Below are 12,785 nucleotides of genomic sequence, written 5' to 3'. Positions count from 1 at the left end.
TCTGGAAACCATCGTGGATCGGCAGGTTGCTGCCTTCCTCACACGTGTTCGGCTCCTTGTTCAGCGGCGGCGGGGTGGCGGGCTGGTTGCCCCCGTTGTTACCGCCGTTGTTGTTGCCGTTGCCGCCGTTGTTGTTGCCGCCGTTGTTGTTGCCGTTCCCAGCGCTCAGGGTGCAGTTGGCAAGCCCGTTCAGGTTGTTCGGCCGGTCACCGACACGGTCGATCGCGATGGCGATCCGGTCGATGGCCGCCGTGCGCTTGCTGGCCAGCGGCCCCAGGATGGCGTTCTGGACGAAGTTCGGTCCGCCCTCCCCCTGGCTGGTCGCCAGCCGCTGGTTCGCCTCGGCGATCTGGGTCTCCAGCAGCGCCAGGTTGCGGTCGACCTCGGCGCGCGCGGCGGCAGGTACGTTCTGCAGCTTGTCGGCCACGGTCGGGCACGTGATGGTCTGGGTGGTCGCCGCGTTGACCTGGGCGGTGCCGCAGAACTGTCCGTCGCCCCAGTAGTTGCGGACGGTGCGGCCGTTCTGGCGGCTGGTGGTCACGCTCTGCCCGTTAGGGGCCGCGCCGCCCGGTGCGGTGACGCAGCCACGGGACGCAGCGTTGTTGCGCTCGCCTGCGGCGTTGGACACCTGCGTGACAGCGACGATGCCGCCGAATACCGCGAGGGTGGCAACCACGCCCAGGAGCCGCTTTTGATTTCCGGTCATGCGTGTCCTTTTTCTCAGTGCCGAGATCGAGTGACCTCACCTAAAAGGAAAGCGGTATTGGGTGTCAAGTCGCAAATAATGATTTAATGTTTCCCGGCTTTTCCTAAAGCAAATTTATGCTGGCGTATTCATCGCCGGGTGATCAGCCGAACGGATGATCTCTGGGGTTCACCGATCTGCTGTGACCTGCGTCGCAGTCGGTCCCCGAAACCAGGTACCGGTCCCGGGCAGCCTACGCCATAATCACCGGATGGCTTCATCTATCCGCTGGGTCTCATTTGACTGCACCGATCCGTACACGCTCGCGCGGTTCTATGCCGACGTGACCGGCTGGCAGTTCGACGGCGAATCCGAACCCGACGACGAAGAATGCGCGGTACTGCCGCCGGGCCCCGACCATCCGGGCCTGCTTTTCACCCGGGTGCCGGAGGGCAAGGTGGTCAAGAACCGGCTGCACCTCGACCTGCAACCGCGCGACCGCACCCGCGACGAGGAGGTCGAGCGCGTGGTGGGCCTCGGCGCCACCGTGCAGGCCGACCGCCGCCAGCCGGACGGCCGTGGCTGGATGGTCCTCACCGACCCAGAGGGCAACGAGTTCTGCATGAACACGAGCCCAGCCGAGCGGGAACTGCTCAGCTAGAGTCCGGCCGCGTGGGCTGCCGTTGTGCCGCCCACGATCGGCAGGACTATGCGGCTGCTCTTCAGCGCGACCTCGATGACGGCGCGGGTCTGGTCGGGCTGGCTGGAGTACTGTGGATAGCTGCCAACGATGATGACGCCGATCCGGTGTCCCGGCTGGAAGACGTAGTCCTCCGGCAGCAGCGGGAAGTCGAAGTTGTATCGCTCACCGGGCACGAGCGGCGTGGGCGTTCGCAGCGACTGGCGGTTCTGCGCGTCCATGATGCCCTTCGTGACCAGCTCCACGTCGGCCGTGTGCACGCGCTTCTGCGTCTGCCGGTAGCAGGCGTTGTCGGTGGCGCTGTCTTCGCCCCAGCAGTCCTCGGTCGTCAGCGTCACGATGCCCTCACCGCTGGCCCGATGGTTGACCCGCTCGGCGGTGCCGTAGTCGACCAGGATCGCACCCAGGTTGGTGTCCACCTGGTCGGCGGCGGCGCGCACCTTCACCACCGGCGTACCAGACACGTGCAGAGCGGCGGTGAGAGGCGCCGACAGGTACGCGAGCCGGTTGGGTTGCACCGTGTCCGGATTCAAGATCATGGTGTTCTGCGTCTGCGTTGGACTGTCCTGGAAGGACTGTGTGACGGGATCGGCCGCGGGCACCAGGCCCAGTCCGTCGGGGCGCAGCCACACCTCAGTGCCGACCGTGCTCGGCACCGGCCAGTCGGCGTGCGCCTCCCACACGTCGGCCGCGCGCTCGATGTCGACCCGCGGCTCGTCCATGACGCCGTTCGGCACGGCGTGCAGCCAGTAATCCATCCACCGGTGCAGGGTCGCCACCCACTCGGCGCGGCGGAAGTCGAACGGGTCGACGTGGCCGGTCTGCGTCAACCACAGCTTGCGGGGCACGTCGTACCGTGCCAGCTCGTACCAGAACTTGCTGAAGTGGTCCGGCCGCACGTTGTCGTCGTTGAGCCCGTGTACCAGAAACACGCTCGCCGAGATGTTGCCGGCCTTCTTCACATAGCTGCGCTCGTTCCAGAAGGCGGTGTAGTCACCGTGCTCGTCGCCGTCGTTCGCGGCGAGCGCGTCCCGGACCGGCTTGCAGTAGTCTCGCCGCTCCGGGTTCGTCACCACGTTCGCGAGGAACGACGGATAGTTGTTCGCGCGGGTCACCACGCCGTTGCTGCGGGTGTAGTCGTAGTACTCCGTAGGACCGCTGATCGGCACGATCGTGGTCAGCCCCCGCACGCCCGTCACGGCCGTCGCCATTGCCAGCGAGCCGTCGTACGACTTGCCGACCATGCCGGTCTTGCCGTTGTGCCACTCCGCCGTCACCTGCTGGCCGGCGGCGTTACGTGCGACGGCCCGGCCGCCCAGCCAGTTGACGGCCTGCTTGGCGCTGAGGTTGTCCTGGTTGGCGTTGGTCGTCGGACAGCCGGTCGAGTTGTTGGTGCCCACCATGTCGAGCAGGATGATCGCGTACCCGCGCGGCACGAAGTAGTTGTCGTAGAAGAGCGGCCACTTGTCGAGCAGGCCGTCGCCGTCGATGTCGGCCTTGCACTCGCCGTCGTTGCCCCGGCAGAGCGTCGAGTAGTACGGGCTGGCGTCCATGATGACCGGTACCTTGAGCCCGTCAGCGGTGGCGCGCGGCCGGATCACGTCGAACGCGATGATGTCGCGCAGCCCGTCGGCGTCGCTGTCGAAGGTGGAGTCGATGAAGAGACGTTCCCGGATCGCGTCCGCGTATCCGAAGACGGGCTGCGTGACTCCGTCCTCGATCACGATGGTGGGCGCCTCGCGCGCCTGCGCTGGGGCGGCTGCCCCCAGCGCCGCGACCATAGCGACCGGAAGGACACCGAGACCGACCCAGAACCGCCCCATGCGCGGCACTCTATGGACGCGGTACGGGCCGGGCAACGGACAGTTGTCGAAACATCGCCATCCGCCACTTCAACACGCGACTCGCCGTAGCGGACGTTAGGCTGAAAGGAGGAAGTTGTGCTGGTCGATCCGCTGATCATCTGACGAAATGTCGGAATCGCTGGTGACCTTTGGTATTTACCAAGTGACGTGGGGTAGAGGGGCAATGTCATGGTGCCTAGCGTCGATCCCGACAAGCCGGCCAAGACACCGGAGGCAGCCATGACCACCAACACCGTCGACGGCGTCATCGTGCTGACCGACGAGGAATGGGATGCGCTAGTGCAGCGTCGCCTTGATCGACTAGGGCTCACCTATGAGGAACTCGCGGATATGGCCCGGCGTCGTGACTTCAGCTCGATCGACGCGCTGAAGGCGTGGTACACGATCGGGCCGGTTGATGACTAGAAAGCGCAACCTGGCCGTGGAAGCTCGCCAGTTCGCCGACACGCTGCAAGACGTCCTCAACAAGACTGTGTGCGATCACGCCAAGGTCATCACCATGATGCGTGGTGATGACCTGGCAATCGTCGGCACGCGGCTCGACGTCGACGGGTCGTCGCGACCGATACGCATGCGGTCGTACGGCAGCAGCCGGATCTCGATCGATGTGAGCTGCCAGCTGACGTTCGACAAGGACGAACGGCTGTTCCTAACCGTGGAGAGGTCGTACTGCGGCGTCTACTTAGGCGCACAGGCCGAGGACATCCTCTTGCACTACGACTTCGAGCGGGACAAGGAGCGGTACGCGGAGGCGCACCTGCAGGTCTGCGCGCGGCACGACGGGCTGGAGAGCTTCCGCCGCGCGCAGGGTCGCAAGGACGGTCTGGCCAAGATTCACCTTCCGGTGGGCGGACGCCGGCTGCGCCCTGCGATCGAGGACCTGGTCGAGTGCCTGATCGTCGAGGGCTTGGTGACACCGAAGGCGGGGTGGGAGCCGGTGCTCGACCGGACGCGCGACGAGTACCGCAAGCGGCAGCTTTCGGCAGCCATCCGGCGTAGCCCAGGAACGGCCATCAAGGAGCTGGAGCGCCTTGGCTACGCGGTGGCGGGCAGCTCGTCAGCCTGAACGGGCCGTGGCGAGGATCGCGGCTGGGTCCTTCGCGGCGCGGAGGAGAACCGGCGTGGCGGTGACCTTGACGTCGCCTGTCGACGGTGGCTTGCCGACCTCGGCGCCGCTCACCCCGGAGCCGCCGGGCACCGTCACGGGGCCGCCGTCGCTCCACACCACCAGCGTGCTCTCGCCGCCCCGGCGAAACGCCACCCCGCGCAGCCCCTTGTCGCTCACCGGCTGGGCGGTCGCACCCCGGGCAGCCGTCGCCAGGTCGGCCATCATCCGGCCGGCGACACGCTCGGCACCGTCCGGGTCGAGCAGGCCGTACCGCACCTCGCTGCCCTGGCGGTTGTTCGGGTTGTAGGCGAGCGGCAGCCAGATCACCTCGCGCACGCCGGCCGCGACGAGTTGGGTCACCGCCTTCACCATCTCGCCGGCCCGGGCGTCGTCATCGCCGGTGGGCGTACGCCAGAACTGGCCGACCTCCCACGCCTCGATGGGGGTGCCAGCGGGGTTTTCGGCAGACAGGTAGCCCATGAGGTCGGGCACGGCCGTCCAGTGCTCGTAGAAGTGCACCTGCCGCACGTCGACCACCTTGCGGTCGAGCAGCGCCTCGGTGGCGGCGAGAAACTGGAGGCTGCGCACGTTTTCGGGGACCGACATAGCGGCGGCCGCATCGGCGGGGATCTTCTGGCCACGGGTGCCGATCCGCCGCTGGAAGTACCGCTGGTACGCCTGGGCGGCCTGGTCCTGCTGGCCCGCGCGGAGCAACCGGTCGGCGACGCCCATGCCGTAGGCGACGCTGCTGATCCCGGAGTCGACCACGAGCGCCTTCGGATCGGCGGCGCGGATCGCCTCGGCGGCCGCCTCGACCAGCTTCGTGTAGTCGGCGGTGCTCCCGGCCCAGTAGCTCGGCGCGTTGACCTCGTTTTCGATGGCGTACTCGCGGACGCCGTACGGCTGGTAGCGGCGCACCACCGCGTCGACGAACCCCTTGTATGTGGCCAGGTCGCGGGGCATCGCCGACTCGGTCTTGTTGGCCTGACCACGGGTGTACTGCGCGGTGCCGCCGGTCGCCCAGCACACCCCCACGCGGATCTTCAGGTGCAGGGTGATGCCGAGATCGCGGCTGCGGGTGGCCACCTGGTCGACGGCCGTCCAGTCGCGCTGGCCCTGCTGCCGCTCCACAGCACACCAGGTCAGTTCGTGGTAGGTGGCCGAGCCGGCGAGCTTGCGCAGGTACGGCTGGAAGGCGTCGTACCGGTTCCAGTCCCAGTGCGCCCCGAACACGGTGGTACCCGTGGCGGACGGAGTGGGGGCAGTGGTCGAGGGAGTGGGCGGGGGAGCAGGCTCCGACCCGGTGCAGGCCGCCAGGAACAGCACCAGTGCGACAGCGACAAGACGCTTCATCGGTAGCCCAGCTCACGCAGCGTCCGCCGGGAGAACACCCACACCAGCAGCCGCAGGAACGGGTCCAGCTCCCGCCGGTACGTGCCGACCCGCGAGCCGTAGATCTGCGCGTCGGTACGCGCCGCTGCCCGCCGCCGGTCGGCCTCGGTCGTGTACTTCTGGGCGACGTCGTGCTGCTTGTCGCTGTACTCCAGCACCTCCGGCTCCCACGGCTCGCCCAGGAACTCGAACAGCCCACGCAGCGCCTTCTCCGGCTCCCGCACCGCGTCCTCGTACCGCAGCTCGTAATACCGGTCCGCTGGCAGCGAGCGGCCGGCGGCGCGGGCGGTGTGGATGTACCGGGGCCACTTCACCACGCACTTCACCGCCGACCAGTACCCGAACCGCTTGCGGTGCGACACCACGACGTCGCGGCCGTCGCGGATCACGTGCACGATCTGCGCGTCGGGGAAGACCTCGGTGACGAAGGGGATCGCGAGGGCGTACAGCGGGGTTTTGTCGGCCCATCGCGCCTTACCGCGCCCGCTGGCGTAGTCGGTGTGTATCCCGCCGAAGAAGTCCGCGATCCGCCGCAGCCAGTCGTCGCGTTCGAAGCCGAACCTGGCCAGCCGCTCCCAGTCTCGCCCGACGATCCGCTGCATGTCGGTCAGGAACCGGGTCTCGGGCCCGCAGCTGATCCGCGAGTGCGAGTCGAGCACTAAGCGCAGCATCGTGGTGCCGGAGCGCTGGCAGCCGACCAGGAAGATGGGTGCGTCAGCCATGGTGTGCCACCAACTGAGCGGTCAGTCCGTCGCAGAGCGTGCGGATTCGGGCGTCGATGTCGAGGGGGCGTCGGCGCGGGGCGCGGCGCTCGACGTGCGCGCAGAGCCGCGGGTCGTACGGCAGCTCAAGGAAGTCGCACAGGCGCCGGGTCGCGGCCTCCGGGTCGTCCACCAGGGCGTCGTACGACGACAGCAGGACGTCGGAGCGCCGGTCCAGGCCGAGGCGGAAGAAGAGGCGGTTCCGCAAGTACCAGAAGAGGGCGGCCGCGGCGTGCGGTGTCATCCGGCCGTAGTCGAAGCCGCCGATCAGGGCGCGCGCCTCGTCGTCGAGCCGCTGTCCCTGCCACCCGTCACCGATGGCGCCGCCCGCGATGGCGCGCAGCGCCCGCAGGTTCGAGTCACCGAACTTGGCCACCTCGGACCGCGCCCGGTCGTCCACGTCCCGCCAGACCCACACCGCGCGCGCCGGAGCCGAGCCGGGCAGGGCGAGCAGTTCGTCGACCCGGTGGCTCTCGCAGAGCGGCTTGACCAGCACATATGCGTGCCGGCTGGCACCGATGACGGCCTTCAGCGTCTCGTCGGAGCGAAGCTGGAAGCGGTGGAACACCCGCCGGTCGTTCTCGTTGCGCACCTCGAATTCGGGTGCCGCGTCGAAGCCACGCATCAGCATGTTGGTACCCGAGCGTTGCAGGCCCACGATGTACACCGGCCTGGCCTGACCCGGTGTGACGCCATGGTTGCGCCGCCAGCGGCGCTTGGCCAGTGCCGTGCCGGCGCGCTCGACGGGGTTGAGCCGATCTTCCTCGACGAGGCGGCGCAGCCCTTCGGTGCGCACCCACTTCAAGTGCCGGGCGATCCGGCGGGCGGTGTAGGCGACCGCCGTGGGCTGCGGAGAGAGGGGCACGCGAAGGATACTCGCATGGCGGTAGCCTCTCGGTCGATGCGAGTGCTGCACGTCAACAAGTTCCTGTACCGGCGAGGCGGGGCCGAAGGCTACCTGCTCGACCTCGCCGAGCTTCAGCGTGCGCACGGTGACGAGGTGGCGTTCTTCGGTATGACGCACCCCGAAAACGACACCCCGCAGCGTTACGGCGCGCACTTCCCACCGTACGTCGAGCTGGAGCCGGCGCCGCGCGGCCCGATGCGGCGCGCGGCGGCCGTGGGACGGATGGTGTATTCGCCCGCGAGCCGGCGCGGGCTCGCCCGGGTGATGTCGGATTTCAAGCCCGACGTGGTCCACATGCACAACATCTACCACCAGCTGTCGCCCTCGGTCCTGCGCGCCGTGCGGGCGGCGGGCGTGCGGTGCGTGCTGACCCTGCACGACTACAAGCTGGCCTGCCCGAGCTACCAGCTTCTCGACGGCCACACGATCTGTGACGCCTGCGTCACGGGCGGTCCCTGGCAGGCGGCGCGCCGGCGGTGCAAAGACGGTTCGCTCGGCGCGAGCGCGGTGCTGAGTCTCGAGTCATGGGTGCACCGCACCACCCGCGCCTACGGGGACGTCGACGCGTTCGTGAGCCCCAGCCGGTTCCTGGCCGGCGTGATGCGCCGCGCGGGCGTGTTTCCCGAGCGGATGCGGGTGGTCAACCATTTCGTCGACGCGGCGGCCGTGCCGGCTGCCGAGCGGCCGGGCAGCGGCGTCGTCTACGCCGGCCGGCTCGCACGCGAGAAGGGTGTGGACACGCTGATCCACGCCGCCGCCGATGGCGGCTTTCACGTGGACATCGCCGGCGACGGCCCGGCCCGATCCACGCTGGAGGCGCTCGCCGCCGAGCACGCTCCGGATCGGGTACGGTTCCACGGCCGGCTCACCAAGCCGGCGCTGCACGCCCTCCTACGCGGCGCCGCGGTCGCCGCCGTGCCGTCGCGCTGGCACGAAAACCAACCCATGGCGGTACTGGAAGCCTTCGCCTGCGGGCTACCGGTGGTGACCACCGACCTGGGCGGCCTGCCCGAAATGGTCGAGCCCGGTGTTGACGGCGCGATCGTGCCCGCCGACGACCCGGCCGCGCTCGCCGGGGTGCTGGGAGAGCTGCTGGCCGACCCGGAGCGCACGTTCGCGATGGGGCAGGCCGGCCGGGCGAAGGTGGTCCGTGACTTCGCACCCGACACACACCTCGCCCGCCTGCGCGATGTCTACAGTGGAGCCGGCGCATGACTGTGCTGGTTGGCGCTCGCTGCGCGAGCGCGGGTCATGCGCCCTTTGGGCCGCCCTGTAGCCGGCCCTGCGCTCGGTCGCTGCAACTCTGGCCCGCGCTTCGCGCGGGCGGTTCGGGCGCTGGAGTCCGCCCTGTAGCCGCCAGTCGCTCCTGTCGCTGCGCTCCCTCCGCTTGGTGGCGCCTGCGGGCGGCGCGCCCTCACAGCTCCCTCGACTCCGGACCGGCTGCGGGCGGCGGCGCATGACCAGGGTTCTGTACATCGCGGGTAGTGGGCGTAGTGGGTCCACGTTGGTCACTACGCTGCTTGGTCAGCTCGACGGTGTGTTGGCGGCCGGCGAGCTGCGGTATCTGTGGCAGCGCGGGGCGGTCGAAAACCGGCCCTGTGGCTGTGGCCTTCCGTTCGGCGAGTGTCCGCTGTGGATGGCCGTCATGAAAGAGGTCGACGCCGACCCGTCCGGTATCTCCGCACGGCTGCGCCACCGGCTTCGGATGCGCCGGCTGCCGGCCCTGTTGTGGCGCCGCCGGGTGCCGGGCCATCCCGACGACGCGACGCTGGCGGCGGTGTACGACGCGGTCGGCGGAAAACTCGTCGTGGACTCTTCGAAGCTGCCGCCGTACGGTGCCCTGGTGGCCGGACTGCCGGGCGTCGATCTGCGGGTGCTGCATCTGGTGCGCGACCCGCGCGCCGCCGCGTTCTCGTGGCGCCGCCGCCGCGGGCTCGACGGCGAGGGCGACGCCCAGCTGATGAGCCGCCCGCCGGTCGCCAAGGCAGCCCTGCTGTGGCTGGTCTGGAACGCGTCCACCGCGCTGCTCTGGCGCCGCTCCGGGCGATACCTGCGCGTCCGTTACGAAGACCTGGTGGCCGACCCGGCGGCGACCGTCCAGCGGATCGCGGCGTTCGCCGGCGTCGCCGGCGACCTGCCGTTCATCGGCCCGGGCACGGTGCGGTTGGCGCCCACCCACTCGGTGGCCGGCAACCCGTCGCGGCACCGCTCCGGCGAGGTGCGCGTGGCGCCCGACGCCGAATGGGTACGCGGGCTCTCCGGTGCCTCGTTCGCCCTGGTCACTCTGATCACCGCGCCCCTGCTGCGGCGCTTCGGCTACCCGTTCCGCCGTCGAGAGGTCTGAACCGTGCTGTCGGTCGTCGTTGGCACCGGGCGTTGCGGCTCCACCCTTGTGCAGGAGGTGCTGTCGCGCCATCCCGCCGTGGGCTTCATCTCCGGCGTCGACGACAAGCTGCCCAAGCTCAACCTGGCCGGGCGGTTCAACGGCACCCTGTACCGGCGGCTCGGGCCCCGCCCCTCCGGCATGACCTCGCTGCGCCACAGTCGCCGCCTGCTCGAACGCGGCCGGCTGCGCGTCGCGCCCTCCGAGGCATACCACCTGCTCGACCGGCACGTCTTCGCCGGCTTCTCCAAGCCCAGCCGCGACCTGGTCGCCGACGACCTGACGCCATTCGTCAAGCGCAGGATGCGCGAGTTCTTCGACGACCGCATCCGCAGGCAGGGCTGCGACGTGCTCCTCCAACACCTCACCGGTTGGCCCCGCACCGGGTTCCTGCAGGCCGCGTACCCGGATCTCAAGGTGATCAACGTGGTGCGCGACGGCCGTGCGGTGGCCAACTCGTGGCTTCAGATGGGGTGGTGGGACGGCTGGCGCGGCCCCGACAACTGGCTGTACGGGCCGCTGCCGCCCGCGCTGCGCGAGGAGTGGGAGGAGGCCGGCCGGTCGTTCCCCGTGCTGGCCGCGCTGGGCTGGAAGATGCTGATGGAGGCATACACGCAGGCCCGCGCCGCGCACCCCGCCGAGCAGTGGCTCGACGTCCGGTACGAAGATCTCGTGCGCGCGCCGAACGAGCAGACCGCCCGGATGCTCGCGTTTCTGGGTCTGGACTGGACACCACGGTTCGAGTCCGGCTTCGCACGGCACCTCTTCCACGCCGAGCGCGGCGCCGCGTACCGGCACGAGCTCACCGACACGCAGGTCGCCGCGATCCAGGGGGTCCTCGACAAGCCGCTGCGAGAGTGGGGTTACGAGTAGCGGACGCGCGGCCTAGAGTTGGGTCTGGCGTTACCCGGGCGCGGCTGGCGACCGGGCGGGAGGCGCAACCCGCTCGGGCCTGACACCGCCCCGGTGGTCCGGGCAGCGCCACCACACCGCCGATCTTGGCACCGGCGTCCCTCGCGCCACCTTGGCATGAACCGGTTTCGAGGAGAGGGACGATGGCGCGTCCGATCACGCTGTTCACCGGCCAGTGGGCCGACCTGCCGTTCGAAGAGATGTGCCGGCTCGCCTCCGAGTGGGGCTACGACGGGCTGGAGATCGCCTGCTGGGGCGATCACTTCGAGGTCGACAAGGCGCTCGCCGACGACGGGTACGTCGACCGGAAGCGGGAGACTCTCGCCAAGTACAACCTGCAGGTCTTCGCGATCTCCAACCACCTCGTGGGGCAGGCCGTCTGCGACCACCCGATCGACGAGCGCCACCAGGGCATCCTGCCGGCGCGGATCTGGGGCGACGGTTCGCCGGAGGGCGTACGCCAGCGGGCCGCAGCCGAGATGGCCGACACCGCCCGGGCGGCGGCCAAGCTGGGTGTAGGCACCGTGGTCGGGTTCACCGGGTCGTCGATCTGGCACACGCTGGCCATGTTCCCGCCGGTGCCGCCCGAGATGATCGAGCGCGGCTATGCAGACTTCGCCGAGCGTTGGAACCCTATCCTCGACGTGTTCGACGAGGTCGGCGTGCGGTTCGCGCACGAGGTACACCCGAGCGAGATCGCTTACGACTACTGGACGACGGTGCGTACGCTCGACGCGATCGGCCGGCGCCCCGCGTTCGGGCTGAACTGGGACCCATCGCACTTCGTCTGGCAGGAGCTGGACCCGGTCAACTTCATCCTCGACTTCGCCGACCGGATCTACCACGTCGACTGCAAGGACGCCAAGGTACGCACGGGCGACGGGCGGCGCGGGCGGCTGTCGTCCCACCTGGCGTGGGCCGACCTGCGGCGCGGCTGGGACTTCGTCTCGACTGGTCACGGGGATGTGCCGTGGGAAGACTGCTTCCGCGCGCTCAACGCGATCGGGTACGACGGGCCGATCTCCATCGAGTGGGAAGACGCGGGCATGGACCGGCTGGTGGGAGCGCCAGAGGCGCTTGAGTTCGTCCGCCGACTGGCTTTCGACGCCCCAGCGGCAGCCTTCGACGCCGCCTTCTCCTCATCGTCCTGACCCGCGCGGCGGCCTCCGCCCCTTTTTTCGTCGATCAAGGGCGAACGCGCGTGGTTCGATCTCCGATCCACGTGCGTTCGCCCTTGATCGACCGACTTTCCCTTGATCGACGTTCGTGGGTGGACGGACGGCCCTGATCATGGGTGCGCGAGGCGCAGGTTACGCTGTGGTGGGCGTCGTCCACGCCGCTATACCGATTCTTCCGGGAGGCTTCGATGCCTGACACCGCGACGCCGCCGAACGGCGAGCCCGACGAGGCTTCGGACGACCAGTCTGCGCCCGCTGACGATGCCGCAGCCGACGTTCCCGTCTTCACGAACCGCGCCGAGCGGCGTGCCAAGGGCAAAGGCAAGTCGTCGGCGCAGCCGCAGCCGCCGGGTAAGGGCCAGTATCCGGGCGGTCGCGGCTCGGTCCAGACCCCGCGTCAATGGGGCAACCGCCGCACCGGCTGACACCGAAGCTCGGTGACGAGGGCATAGATGTCGCCTCGACCCTCGCCGAAATGCGTGACGAGGAACGCTGGTGATCTATCTCGACTCCGCCGCCGTGGTCAAGCTGGTGCGGCAGGAGGAGTGCAGCGCCGATCTTGTCGCCTGGCTCAATACCCATGACGACGTGCCGCTGGTTTCGTCGGCCCTCGTCGAGGTGGAGGTGCCCGGGGCGCTGCGCCGATCACCGAACCAACACTGCGCAGCCTCGACGCTGACCGTCGCGGGTGACCCGCTGCCGGTGCAAATGGCCAGGTCTCGGAGCCATCGGGCTTGACAAGGGTAGGCCGGGGCGGCTCCGGCGATCTAGACCCGCGCCTCAGCGGAGCCTCCGCGGTCAGAAGAGGGTGAGCTGACCCGGCATCGGGCCGGGCCGGCGCGAACGCGGTGGACGGACAGCCACGCGTACCCATGCCGGTGCGTCCGTGACCTC

The 12,785-nt window shown here is 69.3% G+C and carries 13 protein-coding genes and 1 pseudogene; 9 read left to right on the top strand and 5 right to left on the bottom strand.

Annotated elements, in window-relative coordinates; all coding sequences use genetic code 11:
- Positions 1–706 (bottom strand): annotated as a pseudogene (locus tag V6V89_RS39595) (hypothetical protein); the annotation flags it as partial.
- 250 nt (positions 707–956) lie between these two features.
- On the opposite strand from V6V89_RS39595, the gene V6V89_RS39590 reads away from it, so the two are divergent.
- Positions 957–1,346: a VOC family protein gene (locus tag V6V89_RS39590; protein WP_334624836.1), complete on the top strand. Its 390-nt coding sequence runs from the start codon at positions 957–959 to the stop codon at positions 1,344–1,346.
- On the opposite strand, the gene V6V89_RS39585 is transcribed toward V6V89_RS39590, so the two are convergent.
- Positions 1,343–3,208 carry a CocE/NonD family hydrolase gene (locus V6V89_RS39585; protein ID WP_334624834.1) on the bottom strand — a complete coding sequence of 622 codons (1,866 nt, stop codon included), beginning with the start codon at positions 3,206–3,208 and terminating at the stop codon, positions 1,343–1,345. The two genes, V6V89_RS39590 and V6V89_RS39585, sit on opposite strands and share 4 nt — an antisense overlap.
- A 261-nt stretch (positions 3,209–3,469) precedes the next feature.
- Between V6V89_RS39585 and V6V89_RS39580 the strand changes: the two genes are divergently transcribed.
- Together V6V89_RS39580 and V6V89_RS39575 are read left to right on the top strand one after the other, a co-directional pair.
- Positions 3,470–3,655: a hypothetical protein gene (locus V6V89_RS39580; RefSeq protein ID WP_334624833.1), complete on the top strand. Its 186-nt coding sequence runs from the start codon at positions 3,470–3,472 to the stop codon at positions 3,653–3,655.
- Entirely contained in the window at positions 3,648–4,316 is a 669-nt protein-coding gene (locus V6V89_RS39575; RefSeq protein ID WP_334624832.1) for a hypothetical protein, read from the top strand. The genes V6V89_RS39580 and V6V89_RS39575 overlap by 8 nt, the downstream gene beginning before the upstream one ends.
- Here the strand turns inward: V6V89_RS39575 and V6V89_RS39570 are convergent.
- Genes V6V89_RS39570 through V6V89_RS39560 form a run of 3 tightly spaced genes read right to left on the bottom strand, consistent with a single transcriptional unit; the run spans position 4,308 to position 7,376 of the window.
- A complete protein-coding gene (locus V6V89_RS39570; protein WP_334624831.1) occupies positions 4,308–5,711 on the bottom strand; it encodes a hypothetical protein in 1,404 nt (467 codons plus the stop codon). The two genes, V6V89_RS39575 and V6V89_RS39570, sit on opposite strands and share 9 nt — an antisense overlap.
- On the bottom strand, positions 5,708–6,472 hold the full coding sequence (locus V6V89_RS39565) for a sulfotransferase family protein (protein WP_334624830.1): 765 nt from the start codon (positions 6,470–6,472) through the stop codon (positions 5,708–5,710). The genes V6V89_RS39570 and V6V89_RS39565 overlap by 4 nt, the downstream gene beginning before the upstream one ends.
- Positions 6,465–7,376 carry a sulfotransferase family protein gene (locus V6V89_RS39560; RefSeq protein ID WP_334624829.1) on the bottom strand — a complete coding sequence of 304 codons (912 nt, stop codon included), beginning with the start codon at positions 7,374–7,376 and terminating at the stop codon, positions 6,465–6,467. Before V6V89_RS39560 ends, V6V89_RS39565 begins: the two co-directional genes overlap by 8 nt.
- 15 nt (positions 7,377–7,391) lie before the next feature.
- On the opposite strand from V6V89_RS39560, the gene V6V89_RS39555 reads away from it, so the two are divergent.
- From V6V89_RS39555 to V6V89_RS39530, 6 genes are all read left to right on the top strand, one after another.
- Entirely contained in the window at positions 7,392–8,633 is a 1,242-nt protein-coding gene (locus tag V6V89_RS39555; protein WP_334624828.1) for a glycosyltransferase, read from the top strand.
- 241 nt (positions 8,634–8,874) lie between these two features.
- The gene (locus V6V89_RS39550; protein ID WP_334624827.1) at positions 8,875–9,762 is read left to right on the top strand and encodes a sulfotransferase family protein; all 888 of its coding nucleotides are present in this window, start codon (positions 8,875–8,877) and stop codon (positions 9,760–9,762) included.
- Positions 9,763–9,765: 3 nt separating this feature from the next.
- Positions 9,766–10,674 carry a sulfotransferase family protein gene (locus tag V6V89_RS39545; protein ID WP_334624826.1) on the top strand — a complete coding sequence of 303 codons (909 nt, stop codon included), beginning with the start codon at positions 9,766–9,768 and terminating at the stop codon, positions 10,672–10,674.
- Between the two features lie 182 nt (positions 10,675–10,856).
- A complete protein-coding gene (locus tag V6V89_RS39540; protein WP_334624825.1) occupies positions 10,857–11,864 on the top strand; it encodes a sugar phosphate isomerase/epimerase family protein in 1,008 nt (335 codons plus the stop codon).
- Between the two features lie 215 nt (positions 11,865–12,079).
- The gene (locus tag V6V89_RS39535; protein ID WP_334624824.1) at positions 12,080–12,316 is read left to right on the top strand and encodes a hypothetical protein; all 237 of its coding nucleotides are present in this window, start codon (positions 12,080–12,082) and stop codon (positions 12,314–12,316) included.
- Positions 12,317–12,386: 70 nt separating this feature from the next.
- Positions 12,387–12,629 carry a hypothetical protein gene (locus V6V89_RS39530; RefSeq protein WP_334624823.1) on the top strand — a complete coding sequence of 81 codons (243 nt, stop codon included), beginning with the start codon at positions 12,387–12,389 and terminating at the stop codon, positions 12,627–12,629.
- Positions 12,630–12,785: the final 156 nt, after the last annotated feature.

The organism is Micromonospora sp. CPCC 206061 (assembly GCF_036906915.1).
Classification (GTDB): domain Bacteria; phylum Actinomycetota; class Actinomycetes; order Mycobacteriales; family Micromonosporaceae; genus Phytohabitans.
The sequence above is the reverse complement of the archived record's forward strand: the minus strand, read 5'-3'. Positions and strand labels throughout refer to the sequence as shown.